General features: G+C 64.6%; 22 protein-coding genes and 1 pseudogene. 14 read left to right on the forward strand and 9 right to left on the reverse strand.

What is annotated here, in order from left to right; all coding sequences use genetic code 11:
- Nucleotides 1–2 precede the first annotated feature (2 nt).
- Both cobN and L6Q67_RS08665 read right to left on the reverse strand, forming a co-directional pair.
- The gene (gene cobN, locus L6Q67_RS08660; RefSeq protein ID WP_296568112.1) at nt 3–3,959 is read right to left on the reverse strand and encodes a cobaltochelatase subunit CobN; all 3,957 of its coding nucleotides are present in this window, start codon (nt 3,957–3,959) and stop codon (nt 3–5) included.
- Nucleotides 3,959–6,244 (reverse strand): TonB-dependent hemoglobin/transferrin/lactoferrin family receptor, encoded by a 2,286-nt coding sequence (locus L6Q67_RS08665; RefSeq protein WP_296568114.1) that lies wholly within the window; start codon nt 6,242–6,244, stop codon nt 3,959–3,961. The genes cobN and L6Q67_RS08665 overlap by 1 nt, the downstream gene beginning before the upstream one ends.
- Nucleotides 6,245–6,594: 350 nt before the next feature.
- Between L6Q67_RS08665 and rpsD the strand changes: the two genes are divergently transcribed.
- The 11 genes and pseudogenes from rpsD to L6Q67_RS08720 all read left to right on the forward strand — a co-directional run bounded on the left by rpsD (nt 6,595) and on the right by L6Q67_RS08720 (nt 14,061).
- Nucleotides 6,595–7,206, forward strand: a complete 612-nt coding sequence (gene rpsD, locus L6Q67_RS08670; protein WP_296568117.1) for a 30S ribosomal protein S4 — start codon at nt 6,595–6,597, stop codon at nt 7,204–7,206.
- Complete coding sequence (locus L6Q67_RS08675; protein WP_296568119.1) at nt 7,203–7,502, forward strand: hypothetical protein; 300 nt, start codon at nt 7,203–7,205, stop codon at nt 7,500–7,502. Before rpsD ends, L6Q67_RS08675 begins: the two co-directional genes overlap by 4 nt.
- 479 nt (nt 7,503–7,981) lie before the next feature.
- Nucleotides 7,982–9,403: a cytochrome-c oxidase, cbb3-type subunit I gene (gene ccoN / locus L6Q67_RS08680; RefSeq protein WP_296568121.1), complete on the forward strand. Its 1,422-nt coding sequence runs from the start codon at nt 7,982–7,984 to the stop codon at nt 9,401–9,403.
- Nucleotides 9,404–9,421: 18 nt separating this feature from the next.
- Nucleotides 9,422–10,033 (forward strand): annotated as a pseudogene (ccoO, locus tag L6Q67_RS08685) (cytochrome-c oxidase, cbb3-type subunit II); the annotation flags it as partial.
- Between the two features lie 57 nt (nt 10,034–10,090).
- The gene (locus L6Q67_RS08690; RefSeq protein ID WP_296568268.1) at nt 10,091–10,399 is read left to right on the forward strand and encodes an OmpA family protein; all 309 of its coding nucleotides are present in this window, start codon (nt 10,091–10,093) and stop codon (nt 10,397–10,399) included.
- A 42-nt stretch (nt 10,400–10,441) separates the two neighbouring features.
- The gene (locus tag L6Q67_RS08695; protein WP_296568123.1) at nt 10,442–10,633 is read left to right on the forward strand and encodes a cbb3-type cytochrome c oxidase subunit 3; all 192 of its coding nucleotides are present in this window, start codon (nt 10,442–10,444) and stop codon (nt 10,631–10,633) included.
- On the forward strand, nt 10,626–11,546 hold the full coding sequence (ccoP, locus tag L6Q67_RS08700) for a cytochrome-c oxidase, cbb3-type subunit III (RefSeq protein ID WP_296568125.1): 921 nt from the start codon (nt 10,626–10,628) through the stop codon (nt 11,544–11,546). Before L6Q67_RS08695 ends, ccoP begins: the two co-directional genes overlap by 8 nt.
- 99 nt (nt 11,547–11,645) lie before the next feature.
- Nucleotides 11,646–13,085, forward strand: coding sequence for a cytochrome c oxidase accessory protein CcoG (gene ccoG, locus L6Q67_RS08705; RefSeq protein ID WP_296568126.1), 1,440 nt, complete (start codon nt 11,646–11,648; stop codon nt 13,083–13,085).
- 12 nt (nt 13,086–13,097) lie between these two features.
- Nucleotides 13,098–13,631 (forward strand): FixH family protein, encoded by a 534-nt coding sequence (locus L6Q67_RS08710; RefSeq protein ID WP_296568128.1) that lies wholly within the window; start codon nt 13,098–13,100, stop codon nt 13,629–13,631.
- Nucleotides 13,632–13,644: 13 nt separating this feature from the next.
- Nucleotides 13,645–13,785: a DUF3149 domain-containing protein gene (locus tag L6Q67_RS08715; RefSeq protein WP_296568131.1), complete on the forward strand. Its 141-nt coding sequence runs from the start codon at nt 13,645–13,647 to the stop codon at nt 13,783–13,785.
- A gap of 33 nt (nt 13,786–13,818) precedes the next feature.
- Entirely contained in the window at nt 13,819–14,061 is a 243-nt protein-coding gene (locus L6Q67_RS08720; protein ID WP_296568138.1) for a hypothetical protein, read from the forward strand.
- A gap of 91 nt (nt 14,062–14,152) precedes the next feature.
- Here the strand turns inward: L6Q67_RS08720 and L6Q67_RS08725 are convergent, their stop codons facing one another.
- Entirely contained in the window at nt 14,153–14,596 is a 444-nt protein-coding gene (locus L6Q67_RS08725) for a universal stress protein (protein WP_296568140.1), read from the reverse strand.
- Nucleotides 14,597–14,764: 168 nt separating this feature from the next.
- Between L6Q67_RS08725 and L6Q67_RS08730 the strand changes: the two genes are divergently transcribed.
- A complete protein-coding gene (locus tag L6Q67_RS08730; RefSeq protein ID WP_296568142.1) occupies nt 14,765–16,498 on the forward strand; it encodes a class I poly(R)-hydroxyalkanoic acid synthase in 1,734 nt (577 codons plus the stop codon).
- Here the strand turns inward: L6Q67_RS08730 and L6Q67_RS08735 are convergent.
- The gene (locus L6Q67_RS08735) at nt 16,480–17,007 is read right to left on the reverse strand and encodes a DNA-deoxyinosine glycosylase (protein WP_296568144.1); all 528 of its coding nucleotides are present in this window, start codon (nt 17,005–17,007) and stop codon (nt 16,480–16,482) included. The two genes, L6Q67_RS08730 and L6Q67_RS08735, sit on opposite strands and share 19 nt — an antisense overlap.
- A gap of 124 nt (nt 17,008–17,131) precedes the next feature.
- On the opposite strand from L6Q67_RS08735, the gene L6Q67_RS08740 reads away from it, so the two are divergent.
- Nucleotides 17,132–18,289, forward strand: coding sequence for an HD domain-containing phosphohydrolase (locus L6Q67_RS08740; protein WP_296568146.1), 1,158 nt, complete (start codon nt 17,132–17,134; stop codon nt 18,287–18,289).
- A gap of 15 nt (nt 18,290–18,304) precedes the next feature.
- On the opposite strand, the gene L6Q67_RS08745 is transcribed toward L6Q67_RS08740, so the two are convergent.
- Together L6Q67_RS08745 and L6Q67_RS08750 are read right to left on the reverse strand one after the other, a co-directional pair.
- A complete protein-coding gene (locus tag L6Q67_RS08745; protein WP_296568147.1) occupies nt 18,305–19,162 on the reverse strand; it encodes a pirin family protein in 858 nt (285 codons plus the stop codon).
- A gap of 13 nt (nt 19,163–19,175) precedes the next feature.
- Nucleotides 19,176–19,787 (reverse strand): NAD(P)H-dependent oxidoreductase, encoded by a 612-nt coding sequence (locus tag L6Q67_RS08750; RefSeq protein ID WP_296568149.1) that lies wholly within the window; start codon nt 19,785–19,787, stop codon nt 19,176–19,178.
- 96 nt (nt 19,788–19,883) lie between these two features.
- On the opposite strand from L6Q67_RS08750, the gene L6Q67_RS08755 reads away from it, so the two are divergent.
- Nucleotides 19,884–20,822, forward strand: coding sequence for a LysR family transcriptional regulator (locus L6Q67_RS08755; protein ID WP_296568151.1), 939 nt, complete (start codon nt 19,884–19,886; stop codon nt 20,820–20,822).
- On the opposite strand, the gene L6Q67_RS08760 is transcribed toward L6Q67_RS08755, so the two are convergent.
- Genes L6Q67_RS08760 through L6Q67_RS08770 form a run of 3 tightly spaced genes read right to left on the reverse strand, consistent with a single transcriptional unit; the run spans nt 20,772 to nt 23,791 of the window.
- Nucleotides 20,772–21,803 (reverse strand): amino acid ABC transporter permease, encoded by a 1,032-nt coding sequence (locus L6Q67_RS08760; protein ID WP_296568154.1) that lies wholly within the window; start codon nt 21,801–21,803, stop codon nt 20,772–20,774. The genes L6Q67_RS08755 and L6Q67_RS08760 overlap by 51 nt on opposite strands.
- Entirely contained in the window at nt 21,800–22,756 is a 957-nt protein-coding gene (locus tag L6Q67_RS08765; protein WP_296568156.1) for an ABC transporter permease subunit, read from the reverse strand. The genes L6Q67_RS08760 and L6Q67_RS08765 overlap by 4 nt, the downstream gene beginning before the upstream one ends.
- A gap of 3 nt (nt 22,757–22,759) precedes the next feature.
- A complete protein-coding gene (locus tag L6Q67_RS08770; protein ID WP_296568157.1) occupies nt 22,760–23,791 on the reverse strand; it encodes an amino acid ABC transporter substrate-binding protein in 1,032 nt (343 codons plus the stop codon).
- Nucleotides 23,792–24,132: the final 341 nt, after the last annotated feature.

A 24,132-nucleotide genomic window follows, 5' to 3' on the forward strand; every position in this document is an offset into this window, starting at 1 on the left:
GGTTAGCGATGGGCGTGACGGGCGCGCAGGGCGCCGCCGAGGGTCGCCAGGGCGATGAGTGCCAGGCCCCAGTCGGCACTGGATGCGGGGGGCGGTGCAGGCGGTGCCACCTTGTCGAGGCGCATGCCCTGGATGGGCGGCGCTTCGGGGGCTGGGGACGGCATCTCAGCGCTCGGGGCGGTGTGGGAGGGTGAGGTTTTCGCCGCCGGTGCCGGGGCCGCCTGGGCCAGCCCGAAGCCGACGTAGGTGGCCAGCTGCGCGTTGTCGGTCTTTACCTGATGACGGTTGGCCAGCTCCCGGTAGCGGGCCTTGAGTTCGTCTACTGTGGTCTTGTCGGCCTTCCAGTAGCCCTGGCGGGCGGCTTCGAGCATGCGTTCGATGCTCTGGGCGAGGGCATGGGGGTTCTGGCGTTCGAACCAGTCCTTCAGGCCGAGCTTGTGCTTGTCGCGCACATAGACATCCACGAACTCCTGCCACTGGTCGTCGCGGACGATCTCCCGGGCCACCGACTGCCAGCCGGCGAAGTTGTTGACGCCATCGAGCACCTGCAGGGTGCCGGCGTAGCCTTCCTTCATCAGGCCCTGGATGTAGCCGGGGTGGAAGTTGCGGGTGGCCAGCTCCTTGGCCAGGAAGCCGGCGGCGCCTTCCACCTTGCCGCCACCGCTGCCCCGCAGGTTGGAGATGTAGAGTTCCGGTGCCTTGCCGTCCAGGTGGCGGACGGCGAGGGCGATGCCGCCCAGGTACTGGAAGGGGTCGTCGGTGGTGAGCATGCCGTAGAGGTTGGAAGTGCGGGACAGCACCGCGCCCTCGGTGCCCTTGAGGTGGGCGGCGTAGAGGTTCTCGCCTCCGGTGCCAGGCTGGCCCCACTGGGTCTCGTCGGGGCCGTAGCCGAACTGCATGCGCGACAGGTACAGGCGGGCGAGCTTGCGGTCGCCCTCGGCCTTGCCCTTCCAGGTGTCGGTGGCCAGGGCGGCGTCGTCCAGGCCGGTGCCGTAGCGACCGGATTCGGACGAGAAGATGCGGGTCTGGGCGGCGTTGCTGGCCTGGGCTTCGCTCCAGCCCTTGGCGCGCAGGGTGGCGGCGATGCGCCGGGAGTTGGCGGCCACGGGGTTGTCGGCCTCGTCGGCCTCGGCCGCCAGTTTGGCCGCCTTGGCGAGCAGGCGCATCACGTTGGGGAAGTGGTCACGATACAGGCCGGTGGCTGAGAGCACCACGTCCACCCGGGGGCGGCCGAGGGCTTCCCGGGGCACGAGGCGGACGTCCTCCACCCGGCCGCCTGCATCCCACACGGGCTCGACGCCCATTGCCCACAGGGCCTGGGCTTCCAGCAGCCCGAAGTGGCGCATGGTCTCCACCGACCACAGGGTGAAGGTCAGCTTCTGCGGTGCCCTGCGGGCTTTGGCCTTGTGGGTGGCGAGGAGCTGGTCGAAGGCCTCGCGGCCGGCAGCCCAGGCGGCCCGAGTGGGCACGCGGGATGGGTCGAAGCCATACAGGTTGCGGCCCGTGGGCAGGGAATCGGGGTTCTTGATCGGGTCGCCCCCGTAGCTGGTGGGGATGTGGCGGCCTTCCAGGCCGGCCAGCAGGGCGCTGATCTCGGGGTGGGCGTCGAGGGCGGCGTACCACTTGCGGGCTTGCTCGGCGGCGGCGCGTGCCTTGGGAGGCAGTGCGGACAACTCGGCCGTGCCATTCAGGATGGCCTTCAGGCGTTGGTAGGGGGTGGATTCCTTCAGCCGGGTGTAGTCGCCCACGAGGAGCTCGTCGGCCTCTTCATCCGGGCCGGCGACGCCTTCCCAGAAATCCTTGCCGACCATCATCAGCACAGTGGCGATGCGGCCTTCTTCGCCGGCGCCCTGGCCGAAGGTGTGGAGGCCCAAGGGCTGTGCCGTGCGGGCCAGTTCGTGGAGATGGTCGTGTACCGCGCTGACGAAGGCCGGAAAGTCCTTGCGGATGCGTTCCTCACTCCAGCCGAGATCCTGGTCGATGCGCTCCTTGCGTACTGCGGCGATGAACTGGGCGCGGATCTTCTCCTTCACCGCGCCTTCGTCCTGGGCCAGCCAGGCATGGAGCTGATCGTGGATGGCGGTGAGCGTCGCATGCAGGCCGGCAGGGGCAAAAGGCGGGGTGAGGTGGCTGATGATGGTGGCGCGGCCCCGGCGCTTGGCCTGGGTGGCTTCACCGATGTTGTCCACTATGTAGGGGTAGAACACCGGCACATCGCCGACGGAAAGCATGGGGAAGTCGCTCACCGACAGGCCGCGCTCCTTGCCGGGCAGCCACTCCTGGCTGCCGTGGGTGCCGAAGTGGATCAGCGCGTCGCTCCGGGCCTGCTCCCGGGCCCACAGGTAGGCGGCCATATAGAAGTGGGAGGGCGCGGCGCTGGTGGAGTGATACAGCGCTTTTTCCTTGTTTTCCCAGCGTTCGCCCCGGGGGGGCTGGGGCAGCAGGGCCAGGTGGCCAAGGCGCAGGCGCGGGATGACGAAGCCGGGCTGGCCCCGATGGACGACGATCATGGACGAACGCTCGGGCTCACCCCAGCGCTCGTGCAGTTGCTTGCGCACGCTGTCGGGCTGGCTGGCGAGCCAGCGCCGGTAGGTGCTGAGGGGCAGGTGTTCGGCCAGATCGTCCCGGAGCAGGGATTCGAGGGCGCTGTTGTCGCCGGCGGGCTGGTAGTAGGGGGCGAGGAGGCGCTGGAGCGACAGGGTGAGTTCCGTTTCGCCCGGCGTTTCGGTGGTGTAGCCGTGGGCCTTGAGGGCGGCGAGGGTGGCGACCAGGCTGCGCGGCAGGTTCATGAAGGAGGCCGAGAGGTTCTTCTCCCCCGGGGGGTAGTTCCAGAAGAACAGGGTGACGCGCTTGTCCTTGTTGGCCTGGGTCTGCAGCCGGGCCAGGCGCAGGGCTTTGTTGACCACGGCGTCGGCCTGGGGGGCGATGGGGGCGATCTGGTCGTCGGATTTGCGGGTGGCGGCGGCGATCTGGATGTCGGTGACGCCAGCGTATTCGGCCTGGGCAAGATAGAAGGGCACGTCCATCAGGGCGACGCCCTGGGGGTCGGCGGCCCAGGCGGCTTCGTCGCCCTTGCGGTAGGGCATGGCCTGGACGACGGGGATGCCCAGGTCGGCAAACTCCGTCCGGCGCCCTTCGGGGTTGAGCATGATCTGGGTGTTAATCAGGGCGTTGGCCAGCAGGTGGCCGTCGGCCCGCAGCATGCGCCGGACGGCATCCGGATCCATGACCGGGCTGTAGAAGGGTAGGGCCGTGGCCCCGGCCTTCTCGATGCGGCGGATAAGGTCGTCGATGAAGGCGGTCTGTTCGGCGGCGATGTACTGCTGGTGCAGGGCGATGGCGATGACCGGAGCGCCAGGGGCGACGCCCTTCCAGCCCAGGTAGGCGGTGGGGCTGTCGAAGACGAGGCCGGGATGGTCAGGGTGGTAGACGCCGCTCTTGGGAAAGACGATGGGTTCGGGCAGGGCTGATCCAGGCTTGCCACCTAGATGGGCGGCGATGCTGGCGAGGAAGCCGTCGATGTTGAGCCGTCCGCCGTTTACATAATAGGTGTGCAGGCGCCGGGCCAGACCCTCGGGCAGGCCGTGCCAGCGGGGCTGGCCATCGTGGAGCCACAGGTGAGGCGTGCGCAGGCCCGGCAGCGCTGCGGCAAGCCGGCCCTCGACGAAGGCCTGGAGGTGATCCCGAGGTGTATCGAAGAGCACCAGGTCGTAGCCCTGGAAGAGGGCGGGGCCCACGTCGGCAGGCAGCTTTTCGGCAAAGCGGGCTTCCAGGGCAAGGCCATGCCGCTTTGCCACCTCGGCCATCTTGAGGAACTTGCCCGGCTGGACCGGGGAGGTGCTGATGATCAGGATCCGCCCGGCCACCGCCGGCCCGCTTCCAGTGAGGAGAAGCAGGCACAGCACGGGCAGGGCCAGCATGGCGAGAAGGCGCCGGGGCCGCCAGGCGAAGCGATGCATCAGAAGTCCACCTGCAGGGCGGCGCTCAGGTTGCGGCCGGGCTGGGTGTAGAAGGCCGGGCCGGCGTCGGTGGTGGCGAGGGCGACCTGGCGGACATCGCTCCACACCCAGTACTTCTTGTCGAAGAGGTTGTTGAGGGCGACATTGATGCGGGCCTTGGGATGGATCTGCATGCTGGCGCTGAAATCCACGATGGCGTAGCCCGGGGTGCGGAAGTAATCCACTTCGCTGGTGTCGACGCGGTCCTTCTTGAGGGCGGCGCGCAGGCGCGCATCCAGGGCAAGCGGACGGCTGGCCAGGCTGCCGTCCCAACCCAGGTTCAGGTAGAGGCGGGCCGGGTCGACGGTGTTGAGGGGCTGGTCGGCCGAGGTGACATCACCCTGGGACCAGGCCAGCGCGGTGGCGGTACGGAAGCCCGCCGGCAGCGCCCAGCTGCCACGTACCTCCACGCCCTGGATGCGGACGCTGGTGAGGTTGATGGACTGGTACACCGAGCGCACGGCGTTGCCCAGGCAGGCCGGGCTGCTGGCGCCGCTGGGGGTCGAGCAGATCAGCGCGTTGCTGATGAAGTTGCTGTACTTGTTGTGGAAGGCCGCCAGCTGCATGTCGCCACCCGCCAGCTTGAAGCGGGTGCCGATCTCGATGCCGGTGCTGGTCTCGGGCTTCAGGTTGGGGTTGGGCAGGCTGGCGTAGTTCTGGGCAGCGTTGTAGAAGAGGCCATTGACCTCTTCGTAGTTGGGGGCCCGGAAGCCGCGCACCACCTGGCCATAGAAGGAGAGGGCAGGGCTGTGGCGCCAGATGGCGGCGAGCTTGGGCGAAACGGCGGAGTGATCCTGCCCGGTGGCGCTGAAGGTCTGGTTGCCGATGTTCTTGGAGAGCCCGTCCGGGCGCAGCTTGACCGAGTCCAGGCGCAGGCCCGGGGTGACGGTGAGGCGGTCGATGCGGATCTCGTCCTGGGCAAACAGGCCGAGCGTGCTTGATTCGCCAGGTGCAAAGTCGCGTAGGGGATAGGTGTCTCCAGCCAGGGACTTGCTGACGGTGCCGGTGGTCTGGTTGGTGATGACGTAGTCCCGCAGCTCATCCAGCTTGTGCCGGCGCCAGTCGGCGCCAAGGCTGAAGAAGTGATCCAGGGCGCCGGTGCGCAGGCCCTTCTCCAGCTGCACGCCCGCGCCGGTGGTTTCCTGGCGGAAGTGGAAGTGCATGTCCACCAGGCAGTTGTTGGTGCCCCGGGTGGTGCCCGAGCAGCCCGCAGTGGTGGCCGTGCGCTGCTGCAGGGTGGTGTCGTGGTTGGCGGCGTTCTGGTGGTAGACCATGAACAGGAGGCGATCCAGCAGACCGTCGGTGGGCTTCCACTCCCAGTCGACCGAGAAGCGTTCGCGGCGGGCGTCTTCGCTGCCTGTGGCGCCGCTGACCCGGGGCAGTGACGTGGCCAGGCGGAGCAGGGCGACGTCGGCGGACTGGTTACGGTCTTCGTAGGCAAAACGGATCTGATGCCCCTGGGCGGGTTTGATGATCAGCTTGGCCAGGGTGCCCCGGGAGCGGGTGTCCTGGGGGTTGGGCTGCTCCCGCCCGACGCTGGTACCGCCCACGTCGCCCCGGTTGTCGAGTTCTTCACCGTTGCGGCGGGTGACGGCCACGAGGCCTTCGACCATCTCGTTGCGGCCGGCAAAGTAGAGGGTGTTCTGCAGGCTGCTGTCGGCGCCGCGCCAGGTGCCCTTGTAGCGGACGGCGCTGTCGCGCGGGCCGAGGATGTCGGCCGGGTCCAGGGTGAAGTAGCTGACCACGCCACCCAAGGCGTCGGAGCCATACAGGCTGGAGGCCGGCCCGCGCAGTACCTCGACGCGTTTCAGAAAATCCATCTCGGGGCTGTCAGAGCTGGCCGTGGTGGCGTTGGATGGCCCGCCGCCGCTGTAGAAGTCGGGCATGCGCACGCCATCCACCTGTTGCAGCACCCGGTTGCCCTCGATACCCCGGATGTTGACCGAGCTGGCGCCAAAGCGACGCAGATCGCGGGCGACGGCCAGGTCCGGCTCGTCGGCGAAGAGGCTGGTCTCGTCGTGGGGCATGCGTCTGTCCATGCTCTGCCTGTCGACGGTGGTGATGGTGGTGGGCACGGCGTCGACCAGAGCTTCGCTGCGAGTGGCCGAGACGACGACGCGGTCGAGAGTGGGGGTGCCTCCCTCGCCGTTGGCATGGGCGAGGGAGGGGCTTCCGGCAAGCGCTGCACTGATGAGGAGGGGAAGGGGATGCTTTCCGGAACGGAAGGCGAGGTGGGGCTTGGGCACGGCAGAGATCTCCAGACGTTGAGGGCATCTGGCTAGCTGGCGTGCGGGTTTCCCGTGGTGGCTGGCTTGACGCTTTTCAGGGCAATGAAGGCAGGCAGGGCTGCCGGAAGCCGCAATGTACCGAAGCTGGCTTATAAATGCAAATCATTATCGTTTACATTTCTTGGTCCGGATTCTAAGATGCAACCCGGTTCCCTGTTCCCGGAGTCCATTCCATGCGCTCGATGCTTTTGAATGTCTGTGTCCTCGGCCTCCTGCTGACCGGGTTTCTCGCTGCCAGCCCCTTCTGAGGGCGGTGGGTCATTGCCAAACGAACTGTCTTCTTCTCTGCAGAAAGGAAATCCCCGTCGATGTCACGCTATACCGGTCCCCGTTTGAAGGTCATCCGAGCCCTGGGCTGTGAGCTGCCCGGTCTGTCCCGAAAGTCCGCCGGAGAACGGGATTACCCGCCCGGCCAGCACGGCTCGCGCCCCCGGCGCAAGTCCGACTTCGGGGTCAAGCTGATGGAAAAGCAGAAGCTGCGCATGAACTACGGGCTCACCGAATCCCAGCTCCAGCGCCTTTTCCGTGAAGCAAAGGCCTCGAGGGCTCCTACCGGCAGCAAGCTGCTTGAACTGCTTGAGCGCCGTCTGGACAACGTGGTGTTTCGTGCCGGTTTTGCGCCGACCGGGGTGGCCGCGCGCCAGCTGGTGAGGCACAAGCACGTGCAGCTGAATGGTCGGCCGGTGAATATTCCATCCATCCGCGTCAAGCCGGGGGACGTGATCGTGCTTGCCGAGCGTGCCCGCAAGATTCCGTCCGTGATTGAGTGCGCGGAACAGCCAAGCCTGGAACGGCCCGAGTGGCTTAGTTGTGATGGGAAGTCCTTTACCGCGACGGTGAGCCGGCTGCCGGATGCTTCCGAAGTGCCCTTCCCGGTAGAGGTGCAGCACGTGGTCGAGTACTACGCGGTGCGTATATGAGCCCCCGCTGCAACTGCGTGCCGGAAGAGGGGGAAGGCGCCCTGCCGGACTATGAGTCCTGCCCGGAGCTGGCCCTGGCGGCCTTGATCACGCTGATGACGAGCTTTCCGTCCCGGCGCAGCCCGGCGATCGCACGGTCGGTGCTGGCGCATCTGGAGGTGATCAGCCGCGATGCCGGCCTCGACGCCGTGCTGCGCGAGTGCGCGCTGCAACTCATGGGGCGTTGGGCTGCGCTCGAGCAGTTGTGCGAGGCTGATGGCTCCACTCTGGGGGAAGGCGTCCGCAGCTTTAATTGACGAAATTTTGCCCGTGGCAAATGCGGGTGTTCAATTATTGATCACGACAGACCGGTAGTGCGCCTGAAATGGGCGCGACCGGTCTTTTTCGTTCTTTATTGCCCGTATTTTTTCCGCCTACCTATTCCGGGTTAGGTTTCGCTTGTCGTGGCTTGCCGAATGAATGAAGGCTATTGCCTGATGGCTCCCGGATTCCCCGCTGTGTAGCCGCCGAAACCCTTGCGCTGCGCGACTTTCGGGCGGAGGGGTAGATCCTGCCCGAGCGCTTGCCGGGATCATTCCCGAGCTGAATCCCTGTCAGGCGTCACCCCGTGGAGAGCCTCACGGCGCAACGACTCCCGGCCGGTCAAGGGCGCAGTCCAGTTGATCTGTGTCAAAATGTCGCCCTTATCGCGGCGTATCCTTCCGCGGAAGCTTGCCGACGGTCCGCCGTTGCGCTCGCAGGGGGGTTTTGTTTTTTTTAAGATGAGGTGACTCACATGCAATCGCAGACTTACAACTATAAAGTCGTGCGGCAGTTCGCCATCATGACGGTGGTATGGGGCATCGTGGGCATGCTGGTCGGCGTTATCGTCGCAGCACAGCTCGTGTGGCCCGAATTGAACGTTGCCGAATGGCTGCACTTTGGACGGCTTCGCCCGCTCCACACCAACGCGGTGATCTTTGCGTTTGGTGGTTGTGCTCTTTTTGCCACGTCGTACTACTGTGTGCAGCGTACCTGTCACACCCGCTTGTTCGCCCCGGGCCTTGCTGCCTTCACCTTCTGGGGCTGGCAACTGATCATCGTCCTCGCCGCGATCACCCTGCCTCTGGGCTGGACGTCCGGCAAGGAATACGCTGAACTCGAATGGCCGATCGATATCCTGATCACCCTGGTGTGGGTCTCTTACGCCATCGTGTTCTTCGGCACCATCGGCACCCGCAAGACCACCCACATCTACGTGGCCAACTGGTTCTACGGCGCCTTCATCCTGACCGTTGCCTTGCTGCACCTGGTCAACAGCGCTGAAGTGCCGGTTTCCCTTGGCAAGTCCTACTCCGCCTATGCGGGTGTGCAGGACGCCATGATCCAGTGGTGGTATGGTCACAACGCCGTGGGCTTCTTCCTGACCGCCGGCTTCCTGGGCATGATGTACTACTTCGTCCCGAAGCAGGCTGGCCGCCCGGTTTACTCCTACCGCCTGTCCGTCGTGCACTTCTGGGCGCTGATCTTCACCTACATGTGGGCGGGTCCGCACCATCTGCACTACACCGCGCTGCCCGACTGGACCCAGTCCATCGGCATGGTGTTCTCCCTGATCCTGCTGGCTCCGTCCTGGGGTGGCATGATCAACGGCATCATGACCCTGTCCGGCGCCTGGCATAAGCTGCGCACCGACCCGATCCTGAAGTTCCTGATCACCTCCCTGTCCTTCTATGGCATGTCGACCTTCGAAGGTCCGATGATGTCCATCAAGACGGTTAATGCGCTGTCACACTACACCGACTGGACCGTCGGTCACGTGCACTCCGGCGCTCTGGGCTGGGTGGCCATGGTGTCCATCGGCGCCATGTACTACCTGATCCCGCGCATGTACGGCAAGACCGAGATGTACTCGACCAAGCTGATCACCACCCACTTCTGGATTGCGACCATCGGCATCGTGCTGTACATCGCCTCCATGTGGATTTCCGGCGTGATGCAGGGCCTGATGTGGCGTGCCACCAACCCGGACGGCACCCTGACCTACTCCTTCGTCGAATCCGTGAAGGCCAGCTACCCGTTCTGGGCAATTCGTGTGCTCGGCGGCGTGCTGTTCCTGACGGGCATGCTGATCATGTTCTACAACATGATCAAGACGATTGCCGGTCAGAAGGCCTATGAAGCTCCGGTGCTGGCACCTGCTGGCGCCCACGCCTGATCGGGAGGAATAATAATCATGGCTCAATCGAATCACGACTTTATTGAACGCAAGGTTGGCTGGCTGATCGTCTTCACGCTGCTGACCGTGAGTATCGGCGGTCTGGTGGAAATCGTTCCGCTGTTCTTCCAGCACTCCACGACGACCCCGGTCGAAGGCCTCAAGCCCTACGATCCGGTCCGTCTGGTCGGCCGTGACATCTACATCCGTGAAGGCTGTTACAACTGCCATTCCCAGATGATCCGTCCGTTCCGTGCCGAGACCGAGCGTTATGGCCACTACTCCGTTGCCGGTGAGTACGTGTATGACCACCCCTTCCAGTGGGGCTCCAAGCGTACCGGTCCTGACCTGCATCGCGTGGGTGGTCGTTACTCCGACCAGTGGCATCGCATTCACCTGCTGAATCCTCGTGACGTGGTGCCCGAGTCCAACATGCCTGCCTTCCCCTGGCTCGACCGCCCGGCCAAGTCCGACGACATCGAAGCCAAGATGAAGGCCCTGCGCAAGGTGGGTGTGCCTTACTCCGATGAGGAGATCCAGGGTGCCCGCAAGGCGCTCGAAGGCAAGACCGAGCTGGATGTGCTGGTGGCTTACCTCCAGGGTCTGGGTACTGCGCTGAATGCCGGCAAGGCTGCTGCTCCTGCTGTAGCGCCTGCCGCCGCAGCCGCCCCGGCTGCTGCCGAGGCGCTGGGCAAAGTCTTCTTTGAAGTCGGGTCCAGCACGCTCCCCGCTGATGCCGCTGCTGCGGTCGAGGCGACGGCCAAGTTCATCAAGGACAAGGCTGACGCGAAGGTCGATGTGACGGGTTACACCGACAAGACGGGTGACGTGGAGAAAAACCTCGAACTCGCCAAGGAACGTGCCAAGGCTGTTCGTGAAGCCCTCAAGGCTGCTGGTGTGGCCGAAGACCGGATCAACATGAAGCCGCCTGTCAGCATCACCGGTTCGGGCGACAATGCTGAAGCCCGTCGAGTGGAGCTCAATCCGGGCAGCTGATGCTGCAGGGAAAGACCATTCTGAGAACGAAGGAGCGTGAGCGTGGATATCAATGATGCGCGGACGGTGGTAACCGTCCTGGGCTTTGTATGTTTCATCGGCATAAGTCTCTGGGCCTTCAGTGGTCGTGCGCGGAAGGGGTTCGACGAGGCAGCGCTCCTGCCGTTCAGCGAGGACGACTTGCCGGCTCCCGACGCGGGACGGCAAACCAAGGAAGGAAATAAAAATGGCTGACTTTGTTAGCGGTTTCTGGAACGCCTACGTGATGGTGCTGGTGTTCCTGAGTATCGGCTTCTGCGTGTTCGTGCTCGTCTCGAACATGACGAAGCGGACCTCCGGGCCGGTGGGCCTGCATGATCACATCTGGGATGAGACCCTGCAGGAGTACAACAACCCGCTGCCCAAGTGGTGGATGTACATGTTCTGGATCACGATCATCTTTGCGATCGTTTATCTGTCCATGTACCCCGGTTTCGGTAACAACCAGGGCAAACTGGGCTGGTCCTCCGGTAATCAGTGGCAAGCCGAGCAGAAGGCCGCCGCCGAAAAGTATGGTCCGATCTTTGCCAAGTTCCGCAGCATGGATCTCAATGCGGTCGCGGGCGACAAGGAAGCCAATGCGATGGGCCAGCGTCTGTTCCTGACCTACTGTGCCCAGTGTCACGGTGCCGATGCCAAGGGTGCCAAGGGCTTCCCCAACCTGACCGATGCCGACTGGCTGTACGGCGGCGAGCCCGAAACCATCCGCACCACCGTGCTGGGTGGCCGCATGGGCATGATGCCTCCGTTCGGTCCGGCGCTGGGTGCTGACGGTACCAAGGATGTGGCCAACTATGTTCGTTCCCTGTCCGGTCTGGCCCATGATTCCCTGCGGGCTCAGCGTGGCAAGGAACTCTTCGCTGCCAACTGCGTGGCCTGCCACGGTCCGGAAGCCAAGGGCACCCCTGCTCTCGGCGCACCGAACCTGACCGACAAGACCTGGCTGTATGGTTCTTCCGAAGCCACCATCATCGAGACTGTGACCAATGGTCGCACCAACCAGATGCCGGCATTCAAGGACTTCCTTGGCGAAGACAAGGTACACTTGCTCGCAGCGTATGTACTGAGCCTTTCCAAGGGCGCGGCCCCGGCCGAAGAGAAGAAGTAAGTTTCAGAAGGAGTGCTTTGTGCTCCTGCTGATCGATTCCCCGGGCATGCCCCGGGGAGTTTTTGAGCAATAATATTAGAATATTATTATTTGGCAATCATGAGCCAGCCAGACACCCAGACCCCCAAGAGCGCTGAACCGAAGTCAAAGACTCCGGCGGAAGCTGAAGATACCCTCTACGCAGTTCGGCAAAAGGTGTATCCCCGCGCCGTCACAGGGCTGTTCGCCACCTGGCGATGGATCCTGGTGTGGGCAACACAGCTGATCTTTTACGGACTGTGCTGGTTGCCCTGGGGGGATCGGCAGGCCGTCCTGCTGGATCTGGTTGAGCGCAAGTTCTACATTTTTGGATGGGTCTTCTGGCCCCAGGACGTGTTCTTCCTGGCCATCCTGCTGATCATCAGTGCCTATGCCCTGTTCTTCTTCACGGCGGTGGCGGGGCGCCTGTGGTGTGGCTATGCCTGCCCCCAGACGGTCTACACCGAGATCTTCATGTGGGTTGAAGAGAAGATCGAGGGTAATCGCAGTCAGCGCATGAAGCTGGATGCCGCACCGATGAGCGGGCGCAAGCTCGGTATCAAGGCGGCGAAATTCGGTGCCTGGGGCGCGATCTCGCTATGGACCGGCTTTACCCTGGTGGGCTACTTCACCCCCATCCGTGAACTGGTACAGGAAGCCCTGACCTTCAGTTTCGGGCCCTGGGAATTGTTCTGGATCTTCTTCTACGGTGGTTTCACCTACCTGTTTGCCGGCGTGATGCGTGAGCAGGTTTGCAAGTACATGTGTCCCTACGCCCGCTTCCAGGGGGTCATGTTCGACCCGGACACGCTGGTCATCACCTACGATCCCGAACGCGGCGAACCCCGTGGTCCGCGCAAGAAAGGGCTGGATCCGAAGACCCTCTCCAAGGGGGATTGTGTCGATTGCGGAATCTGTGTCCAGGTCTGTCCGACGGGGATCGATATCCGTAACGGCATGCAGTACGAGTGCATCGGATGTGCGGCCTGTATTGATGCCTGTGATCAGGTCATGGAAAAGATGAACTACCCGAAGGGGCTCATCCGCTACACGACTGAAAACGCGATGAAGCGTCACTGGGGGATGAAGGAGATCATCGGCCACGTGATGCGGCCGCGGATCATGATCTACGCCGCCGTGCTGATCGCCATCTGCGGTGCCTTCGTTTGGGGGCTGGCCACACGCTCGACCCTGCGTGTCGACGTCATCAAGGATCGCTCCACCCTCAGCCGAGAAGTGGAAGGGGGATTGATCGCCAACGTGTACAATCTTCAGGTCATGAACATGACCGAAAAGCCGCGCCGCTTTGCCCTGTCTGCCAGTGGCCTCGATGGTGTGAAGATCACGCCGGCCGAGCCCTTTGAGGTGGATGCTGCGGGCCTCAGGGCTGTGACGGTGGAGGTTGCCGTTCCGCCGGAATCCGGCAAGCCTGGTTCCAATACGGTGTACATCGAGGTCAAGGCGCTCGACGACGAGACGGTCTCTGTTCGTGAAAAAACTGCATTCCTCATTCCACGATAGAGATTCGACCCCATGAACATGTCCGCAACCGAAGCCAAGCGCAGCCCCACCCCCTGGTACAAGGAGCGGTGGACCTGGCTGCTGATGCTGATGCCCGCGACGGCGATCGTCGCAGGCAGCATCACCCTCTGGCTGGCCATCAAGTCTTTCGACGGACTGGTGACGGATGACTATTACAAGCAGGGGCTGGCGATCAACCAGACCCTGGCACGGGCCACGACTGCGCAGGACATGGGGCTGGTTGCCCGGGTCCGTTTCTCTGCGGAGTCCCTGTCGGTCGAGCTGTCAGCCAAGCCCGGTGTCGATTTGCCCGGTCGCCTGAACGCAACCCTGGCCCATCCCACCCGCGGTGGGCTGGATCAGCAGATCGTGCTGGAGCGCAAGGATGGTGCATATCGTGCTGCCATCCCGGTCGCCCTGAGCACGGCGCACTGGAAAGTTCTACTAGAAGACGAGTCCCGCAGCTGGCGGCTGTCAGGGACCGCATTCCTCCCCACAGAGACCGAGATCAGGATCGATTCAGCCGATCTCAAACCTGTTGATTGACAAGGAGGATGTCATGGCCTGGAAAGAGTTGTTCAGTACCGATATTGGGCTCCTGAGCCTGTTTACCATCGGTTTCGTTCTCGTTATCGGTGGATATATCTACCGTTTTGCGAAGACCCATATCGCTGAGGACGAAAGACATTCACATAGTTGAGGGGAGGGGAAACCCACCCCGGGGAGCCGGAGCATGTTGAAACTGATTCAGGTCTTGTGGCCGTCATTCCTGGTTGCGGGTATTGCCGAAGCGGTGTTCTTTACGGTGATCGCACCCCAGGAGCTTTACCTGTTTGGGCAGCCCGTTTATTTCTCGCCCATCGCCACATATTCCATCGGCTTCTTCGGGTTCTGGATCGTCTGTGCCGGATCAAGCCTGATGACGCTATTCTTTCAGCGAACCGCTGCCGAGATCAATCAGAGCGCCTCTGACTAGGAAGGCACCGCCAGGGATCAGATGCTGGCACGCAGAAACAAGAAGGCCTCGCAGTAGCGAGGCCTTCTTGTTTCTGCGGTGTGCCGGAAGGTCAGCGATAGACAAGCACCGGAATCTTGCTATGGGTCAGCACCTTCTGGGTTTCGCTGCCCAGTAGCAGGCCGCTCAAGCCGCGTCGTCCATGGGATGCCATGAAGATAAGATCACACTGGTTACGTTCGACGGCTTCGATGATGGCTTCGTAGGGAACTTCGCTGACCTGGGTGTCGGAGGAGGAGGAAACCCCTGCCGCCTCTGCTGCTGCTCTGGCTTTGGTCAGGATGCGCTCGGCCTCCAGGGCGGCTGCGCGGCTGAACTGTTCGGGGGTTGTGGGGTCGATCAGGGCACCTTCGCCGTAGATCGGCATTGGGAAATCGGGCTGTGCATAAAAGAAGGTAATGCGGGCACCCGCCTCACTGGCGAAACTGACGGCTCGCGCAACCGTCGAATCAGACAGCTCGGAACCATCGGTGGGAACGAGAATGTTCTTGAACATTGAGTTGCTCCTGCTTGAGTCTGGGTGCTTCCATTATAGGGCGCGTGCTCATCGTACTTGGCTTGACCAATGTCAATCAGGGCGCACTAAGGGGGGCTCAGGATTCTAGCCATGGAGTCCGATGTTCAGGATGTGTATCCCGCATCAAGACTTTCAGGAGTGATCATCATGACCCGTCACGGAGCCGCGCCATCCATTGATCTGGCGCGCAAGTCGATTCAGCAGTTCCACGATTCGGTGGAGTCTTCCATCGACCCTCTGGGCATGGCCGCACCCTTGGTGCATGCCCAGCTTGCCTGGGCGGCACACCCCCAGGAGCTGGCCGAGGCGATGGCCAAAGTGTCCACCAGCCTGTGGGCGCTCCAGTGGCACAGCTGGCGGCGCATGCTGGGTTTGCCGAGCCCCGATCCGGTCAAGCCCCATGACGATGACACGCGTTTTTCCGATCCGGTGTGGGCAGAATCGCCGACCTGGGATCTTTCCAAGGAGTGGTACCTGGTCCTGACCCATCACATGCAGGACATGCTTTACGAAACGCCGGGGCTGTCCCAGAAGGAGCGGCGACGCGCGGCGTTCTGGTGGCGCAACTGGCTGAATGCCGTTGCACCGTCCAACTTCCTGTGGACCAACCCGGTGGCCATGCGCCTGGCCGTCGAGTCAAAGGGCGAGAGCCTGGTGCGGGGTTTCCGTAACTTCCTGGCCGACATGGAAGCGGGAAACATCCGCATGACCGATCCCGATGATTTCAAGGTCGGGCAGAATCTGGCGACGACGCCGGGCAAGGTGGTGTTCCGCAACCGTCTCCTCGAAGTGATCCACTACACCCCGACCTGCAAGCGCGTGCATCAGACGCCCATCGTCATCGTCACCCCGTGGATCAACAAGTTCTACATCCTCGACCTCAACCCCAAGAAGAGCATGATCCGCTTCCTGCTCGATCAGGGCTTCGAGGTCTTCATCACCAGCTGGAAGAACCCAGGTGAGGAGATGCGCGACGTGCGCTTTGACGACTATCTCGTCGAAGGCGTCCAGGCCCTGGTGGATACGGCAAGGGGCGTGACGGGCGCGGCCAAGGTGCATGCCGTTGGATACTGCATTGGTGGTACGGCCCTGAGCACCTACATGGCGTGGGCCAACCGGCATTTTGCGGCAGACGAGGTGCCGGTCGCCCACTTCACGCTGTTCACCACCCTGGTGGATTTCCACAAGCCGGGTGACATTGAGGTCTTCGTCGATGAGGGCAGCATCCGCTTCATCACCCAGAACATGGCGCGCAAGGGCTACCTGGACGGCGCGGAGATGGCTTCGTCCTTCCGTTTGCTGCGGTCCAACAGCCTGATCTGGCACTACGTCGTGCATGGCTGGCTGTACGGCGAGACGCCGCCGCCCTTCGACGTGCTGTTCTGGAACATGGACACCACGCGCATGCCCTACGCCATGCATTCCTGGTATCTGCGGGAGCTCTACCTGCGCAACCAGCTGATCGAGAAGGATGCCCTCAACGTCGCCGGCGAGCCCATCGACCTCGGCGCCATCGTCCAGCCCGTGTACGCCGTGTCGGCGGAGGACGACCACATCGCCCCCTGGCGGCAGACCTTCCGCACGATGAACTACGTGGCGGGCCCGAAGCGTTTCGTGCTGTCGAGCTCCGGGCACATCCTGGGTATCGTCAATCCTCCCGTCAAGCCGCCCAAGCGCCAGTACTGGGTGGCTCCGGCGCGGCGCAGTGACACTGCCGAAGGCTGGCGCAGCACGGCCGTCGAGAACGCGGGAAGCTGGTGGGATGACTGGATGGCTTGGCTCAAGCCCCAGGCGGGCGAGCTGGTGGAGCCGGTATCCGTCTCAAGCAAGGCCTATAAGGCTCTGGCGGATGCCCCCGGAACCTACGTCCTTGAGCACTGAGCCCCGAGGCTGGCCGGGCAAAGCACCTGCCAGGCCTCCAGGTGATGCAGAAGGGTAAGCCGGGCGTTTGCCGGGCTGGTGGACGGCAGCCGGTGCAGGCTGCACGACAAGGCAGGCAGGGTTGGCGTGACGAAGCGGCGGAACGCTGTCTCTGCTGCCGTGCCGTTGAAGAAGATCCGCGCCACGCCCGGGTGAGCGGCCAGAAAGGTGGCGAAATCGTTGGGCGTGATGCTGGAGGAGACGATGCTGCTGTCCAGGCTGCCCGGCCGCTCACAGCTCTGAAGCACATCCCACAGGGCGAAGCCGGCACCGGTCAGCTTGTCCAGGCGGGCAGGATAGGGGAGTTCGGGGCCTGCCCCCACGAGGGTACCCAGAATTTTCCAGAAGTGATTTCTGGGATTCGCATAATATTCGCCCGCGCGCAGTGACGCTTCGCCGGGCATGCTGCCAAGAATCAGGGTGTGGGCGTCGCGGGCTGCGGCGGGAGGAAAACTGTGGATCAGGGCCATGAAGCTTGATGAACGTGTCAGCGTCTGATGAGCAAATCGCCCGCAAACACTTTTTTCCCTACAGAACAGCGAGGGGGAGCCGTTGTCTACCCCTCACAACCGGTTATGGAGCCAGGAGCAAGGCATGAAGCAGCGGGCCCACGTACTGATCGTCGATGATCAGGCGGACAATCTGTTGATCCTGGAAGATGTGCTTTCCGAGCAGTACGAGGTGCATCCCGCCACCAGCGGTAAGGAAGCCTTGAGCTATCTGGCCGGTGGGGGTGTCGCCGATCTGATCCTGCTCGACGTGATGATGCCAGAGCTTGACGGCTTCGAGGTGTGCCAGCGCCTCAAGTCATCCGAATCCACCCGCACCATTCCGGTGATGTTCCTCACCGGGCTGGACCGACCCGAAGACGAGGAGCGGGGCTTTTCCCTGGGGGCGGAGGACTTCATCCACAAACCCATTTCGCCGGCGGTGGTCATGGCGCGGGTGCGTACCCATCTGGCCCTGTCCCGCGCCACCCGGGCCCTGGAACGGCGCAATGCCGACCTCGAGCTGCTGGTCGCCGAGCGTACGGCCGAGATCAGCGAGCAGTCACGCCGCCTGGTGGCCAGCAAACAGGAAGTCATTGCTGCCCAGGCCGCCACCATCACCGCCTTCTGTGCCCTGGCCGAGGCCCGTGACAACGAAACCGGAAACCACATCCGGCGCACCCAGCACTATGTGCGCATTCTTGCCGAAACCCTGTGCGACCATCCGCGTTTCAAGGCCGAGCTCGACGAAGACGTCATCCAGTTGCTGTTCAAGTCGGCCCCCCTGCACGATGTGGGCAAGGTGGCCACGCCGGACGCCATCCTCCTCAAGAAGGGCAAGCTCACCCCTGACGAGTGGGTGATCATGAAGCAGCACTGCGAATACGGGCGCAATGCCATTCTCCAGGCCGAGAAGGCCCTGGGGGAGGCGGCGGATGCCTCCTTCCTGCGCTATGCCGCCGAGATCGCCTATGGGCACCACGAGCGCTGGGATGGGAGCGGCTATCCGCAGGGCATCTCCGGCGACGCCATCCCCTTGTCGGCCCGGCTCATGGCCGTGGCCGACGTTTACGATGCGCTCATCTCCCGCCGGGTTTACAAGCCGCCCTTTTCCCACGAAACCGCGCTGGCCATGATCATCGAAGAGAGGGGCAGCCACTTCGACCCGGACATCGTGGATGCGCTGACCCAGGTGGCGGGTCAGTTTGCCTCGATTGCCCGAAACTTCCGCGACGAGCCCGATATGGAAGAGCCCGCCGGCTGAGCCTGGCGGGGCTCATCACGCCGCCAGCGTGCCGTCCCGGTAGTCGGCCAGCGCCTGTTCGATTTCTTCCCGCGTGTTCATCACGAAGGGCCCGTACTGCACCACCGGCTCGCCGATGGGGCGCGCCGCCAGCAGCAGGAAGTGACCGCCTTCTTCGCCGGCCTGCACCTCGATGCAGTCGCCTGCCGACAGCACGCCAGCCTGCCGATTGGGCAGGAGCCGCCCTTCGCTGCCACCCACGTGCAGGCTGCCCGCGTAGGGGTAGAGGAAGGCCGCATGTCCGTCTTCCACCGCCTGGGTGAAGCGGGCACCGCCCTCCAGGCGCACATCGAGGAACAGCGGCGCGGTGCTCAGGCCCTGGATCGGGCCGTCGGCGTGCTGGCCGTCTGCCGTTTCCAGCCGGCCGGCCACCACCTTCACCGTACCGCCACTGATCGCCAGCTCGGGGATCTCCTCGGGCTGGATGTCCCGGTAGGCCGCGGGCTTCATCTTTTCCTTGGCCGGCAGATTGATCCAGAACTGGAAGCCATGCAGACGTCCGGCCTCCTGCAGGGGCATCTCCGAGTGGATGATGCCCCGGCCCGCCGTCATCCACTGGGCACCGCCGGCCCGCAGGTGGCCCTTGTGACCCAGGTGATCCTCATGCTCGAAGTCGCCGGCGAGCATGTAGGTGACGGTTTCGAAGCCCCGGTGGGGGTGGGGCGGAAAGCCCGCGATGTAGTCGTCCGGGTTGTCCGAGGCGAACTCGTCGAGCATCAGGAAGGGGTCCAGCCGCAGCCCCTGGCTCTGGCCCAGGCTGCGCCGGAGCTTCACGCCAGCGCCGTCGGAGACGGGGATCGACGGGATGATCCGGGCGAGGCTGCGGTGGGTCATGGTGTTCTCCTTGTCAGTTGGCCGCGTCGGCCAGTTCGGCGAGCTTGCCGTGGGCGGCGGCGAGGGCTGCGCTCTTGCTTTCCTCACCCAAGTTCAGACCCTCAGCGTAGACGAACTCCACGTCGGTGATGCCGATGAAGGCGAGGAAGTCACGCACATAGGTGGTCTGGCTGTCCTTCGGGGTACCGGCGTAGAGGCCGCCACGGGCCGCAAAGACGGTCACCTTCTTGCCGGTCAGCAGGCCTTCCGGGCCGGTGGCGGTGTAGCGGAAGGTGACGCCGGCGCGGGCGATGTGGTCGAACCAGGCCTTGAGCGTGGAGGGCACGCCGAAGTTGTACATGGGCAGGCCGATGACGATCTCGTCGGCCTGGCGAACTTCCTCGATCAGGGCATCGGAGTAGGCGACGACAGCCTGCTGCTCGGCGCTGCGCTCTTCCGGCTTGGCCAGGAAGGACAGGAAGCGGGCGGCGTCCAGGTGGGGCACCGGCTCGGCGGCCAGGTCGCGGGTGACGACCTTCAGGTCGGGGGTGGCCGCCTGGCGTGCGGCGACAAAGCGCTCGGCGAGCTGGCTGGACTGGCCTTGGGTGGAAAACAGGCTGGCGTTGATCTTGAGCAGGGTGGTCATGGTGCTTCTCCGTGTTGGGTGTCGATGGGTGTATTTAATGATTTACGGAGAAGATAAAAAAGAACAAGATTTCGTTTTTATCTATCGAATTAATCGATGATTCCGGTTCCCCATGTCTCCCTCGAGCAGTGGCGCGCCCTCATTGCCGTCGTCGAGGCCGGCGGCTACGCCCAGGCTGCCGAGGCCCTGCACAAGAGCCAGTCGGCGGTGACCTACGCGGTGCAGAAAATCGAGTCCCAGCTCGGTATCCAGGCCTTCGAGCTGCAGGGGCGCAAAGCCGTGCTCACCCCCACCGGGCGCATGCTCTACCGCCGCGCCCTGGCGCTGGTGGATGAGGCCGGCGATCTGGAGCGGGTGGCGCGCAAGCTTTCGGCGGGCTGGGAGGCCGAGATCGGTGTTGCGGTGGAGATCCTCTTCCCTCCGGCGCTGCTCCTCGACTGCCTGGCCCGCTTTGCCCAGGAGGCGGCCGGGACCCGGGTGGAGGTGATCGAATCGGTGATGGGTGGAAGCGGCGAGGCGCTCCTTACCGGCAAGGCCGACCTGGCGGTGACGCCCCACGTGCCGCCGGGCTTCCTGGGGCGGCCGCTGATGCGCATGCGTCTGGTGGCGGCTGCGCATCCGGGCCACCCATTGCACCAGCTCGGCCGGCCGGTGGCGGAGCGGGACCTGCGTGCCCATCGCCACCTGATGGTGCGGGAGACGGGCTCCACCCGCAATTCCCGCAGCCAGACCATCGAAGTGGATCAGCGCTGGACCTTCAGCAGCATGGCCATGTCCATCGCGGCGGCGGCGGCGGGGCACGGCTTCGCCTGGTATCCCGAAGCTTTGATCGCCGGCGAGCTGACCGCCGGGCGGCTCAAGGTGCTGCCCATGGGCGGTGCGGAGGTCCGCTTCGTGGATATGTACACCGTGCTCGCCGACCCGGAGATGTGCGGGCCGGGCGTGACGCGCCTGGCCGAGATCGTCGGGGCGGTGGTGGCCGAATCAGGCCTGGGCGAGGCGCCGGCTGATGCGGGCCAGCAGGACACAGCCTAGCCAGTAGATGGCGGCGATGAAGAGCCAGGCCTCCAGGTAGAAGGGCCGCCACTGGGCGTCGCCCGAGAGGGCCAGGCCGAGGGCGCCGGTGAGCTCGTAGAGGCTCACGATGGTGACCAGGGAGGTGTCCTTGAACAGGGCGATGGCGCTGTTGGCCAGGGACGGGGCCACGTGGCGCAGTACCTGGGGCAGCACGATCCAGCGCTGGACCTGCCAGGGGCTGAAGCCCAGGGCCGCCGCCGCGCTGCACTGACCCTCCGGAAAGGCCTGCAGGCCGCCCCGGATGATCTCCGACAGATAGGCTGCGGCAAACAGCACGATGGCGATAAGCACCCGCCAGAGCATGTCTGGCGCCAGGTCGCCGGGGAAGAACAGGGGCAGCAGGAAGGACGCCACAAACAGCGCCGCCACCAGGGGGATGCCCCGGGCTAGCTCCACGTAGGCGGTGAGCAGCCCGCGCAGCAGGGGCAGGGGAGAGCGTCGTCCATAGGCCACGGCGATGCCGATGGGCAGGGCGCCGGCCATGCCGATGCCGGTGAGCAGCAGGGTGAGGGGCAGGCCGCCCCATAGCTCGGTGGGGACGGCGTCGAGGCCGGCAAAGCCACCGGCCAGCACGGGCAGGGCCAGCAGCGGCAAGACTACCAGAGCGGTGATGAGCGTGCGGCCATGCAGCCAGCCCAGGGCGGCGGCCAGCCAGCTGCCGGCAATCAGCCCGGCTGCCAGTGCCGGGCGCCAGCCCTGCTCGGTGGGGTAGCGCCCGAGCAGGATGAAGCGCGCTTTCTCGGTCACCACGCCCCAGCACGCACCCTGGCCATCCAGCGCCTCGCAGGCTGTCACGTCGGGAATGAAACGGGCCTTGATCAGGGCCCAGTCGACGAGGGGAGGCAGCGCCAGGGCCAGGGCCGTCAGCGTCAGCAGGCTGAGGGCGGCATTCAGCGGGTCGCCAAACAGGGCACGGCGCAGGGCGATCAGCGATCTCATCGCGCCATCCCCCGCAGGCTGCGCCGCTCCAGGCGGTGGCTCAGCGCTGCCGCCAGCAGGGACAGCAGCAGGTACACCCCGATCACGATGAGCAGGCACTCGATGGCCCGCCCTGTCTGGTTGAGGCTGGTGCCGGCCACCGACACCAGGTCCGGATAGCCGATGGCCACCGCCAGGGAGGCGTTCTTGAACAGATTGAGGAGCTGGCTGGTGACCGGCGGCAGGGCGGCACGCCAGGCCTGGGGCAGCAGCACCAGCACGAAGGCCTGGCGCGGCGTCATGCCCAGGGCCAGGGCGGACAGGCGCTGGCCGGGGGGCAGGGCCTCCACCGCGCCGCGCAGGGTCTCGGCGATGTAGGCGGCGGAATAGGTGGACAGGCCGATGAGCAGGGCCAGGTATTCCGGGGTCAGGCGGGCGCCGCCATCGATGCCGAAGCCCGCGGGTTCAGGCAACTCCCAGCCGGCTTCGCTCCACCAGGGCAGGGCCAGCCCCGATTTGCTGAGGAACACCCCGGGTGCCAGGCGCAGGGCCGCATCGGCTGCCGGCAGCAGATCGGTGAGGATGAAATACCAGGCCAGCAGATGCAGCAGCAGCGGCACATTGCGAACCCCATTCACAAAGACGCCGGCCAGAGCCCGCACCAAGGGGTTCTCGCCCAGACGTCCGAAGCCCACCACCACGCCGATCACGATAGCCAGCAGGGCGCCGGGCAGGGCCACCCGCAGGGTATTGAGGAGGCCGGCGGCGAAGGCCCGCAGGGTGCTGTCACCGGCCTCGAAGGACAGCGGGCTCTCGCCCAGAGCAAAGCCGGCGGGTTCGAGCAGGAAGTCGAAGCCGCTGCGGATGCCCCGCTCCTGCAGATGCCCGGCGGTGGTGGCCACCAGCAAGCCGCCCAGGGCCAGCAGGGCAACCAGCAGCAGCGCCTGCCAGGCGAGGCGGGCGGGGCGCTTCATCCGTCAGCGCAGGGGCTGGGCGTACATCAGGCCGCCCTTGTTCCATTGGGCGTTGAGGCCCCGGGGCAGCTTGAGGGGAGAGTCCGCCCCCAGGTTGCGGTTGAAGATCTCGCCGTAGTTGCCCACCGCCTTGACCGCCCGGGCGGCCCATTCCCGGTCGAGGCCCAGGCTCTTGCCCAGGTCCTCGCCCACCCCCAGAAAGCGTTGCACGGCGGGGTCGGGGGAGGATTTGAGGCTGTCCACCCGGGCCTGGGTGATGCCCAGCTCCTCGGCCTCGATGAGCGCATTGAGGGTCCATTTGACGATGGCGAACCACTCGTCGTCGCCGCGCCGCACGGCGGGGCCCAGGGGTTCCTTGGAGATGATCTCGGGCAGCACCAGGTAGTCGTCCGGTACGGGGGCTTCCTTGCTGCGGATGAAGGCCAGGGCCGATGCGTCGGTGGTGTAGGCCTGGCAGCGGCCGCTGAAGAAGGCCTTGAGGGAGGCCTCGAACTTGTCGAAGACCACGGGCTTGAGCTTGATGCCCTGGGCCCGGGCGTAGTCGGCCAGGTTCTTCTCGGTGGTGGTGCCCGACTGGACGCACACCTCGGCGTTCTTGAGCTGCTTTGCGCTCGTCACCTTGAGCTTTTTGGGGACCAGGAAGCCCTGGCCGTCGTAGTAGCTGACGCCGGCAAAGTGCAGGCCCAGGGCGGCGTCGCGGGTCAGGCTCCAGGTGGTGTTCCGGGACAGGACGTCCACCTCGCCGGACTGGATGGCCGTGAAGCGCTGCTGGGAGCTCAGGGGCACCCAGCGCACCTTGTCCGGGCTGCCCAGCACGGTGGCGGCGAGGGCCCGACACAGGTCCACGTCCAGGCCCTTCCACTGGCCCTGGCTGTCGGCGGCGGAAAAACCGATCACCCCGGTGCTGACGCCGCAGGTGATCTGGCCTTTGGCCTTGATGGCGTCGAGGGTCTTGCCGGCGAAGGCCGGTGGGGTGACTAGGAGGGCGGTGAAGGCAAGGGCGCCAGCAAGGCGCCCCGGGCGAAAGCGAGTCATGGCGGATGCAGGACAAAGGCCGAAGCCCGACAGCTTATCGGGCTTCGGCCTCATGGTGCAAAGCACCAATAGTGCGGAGCTTGTGAATGAAGCTGCTTTTTCCGTTTGAAGGCATCGGGCATTCATTGCAGCTTCTCCCGTGGGGTCGAATTCATTGGCGCTGTTCGCGTTAAGTATGGAAAGGGTTTTCACCCTCGGTAGGTAAGGCATCTCGATGCCCGGTGGGGTGGCCGTTACTGGCTGGCGTTCCGTTGTTTTGCGTGACGTTGGCCGGGTGTTCGCCCCGGCGGGCGACTGACTTTCTTGCTTCGCCAAGAAAGTCAGCAAAGAAGGCGACCCGC

The sequence above is a fragment of the Zoogloea sp. genome (assembly GCF_023150065.1).
Taxonomy (GTDB): domain Bacteria; phylum Pseudomonadota; class Gammaproteobacteria; order Burkholderiales; family Rhodocyclaceae; genus Zoogloea.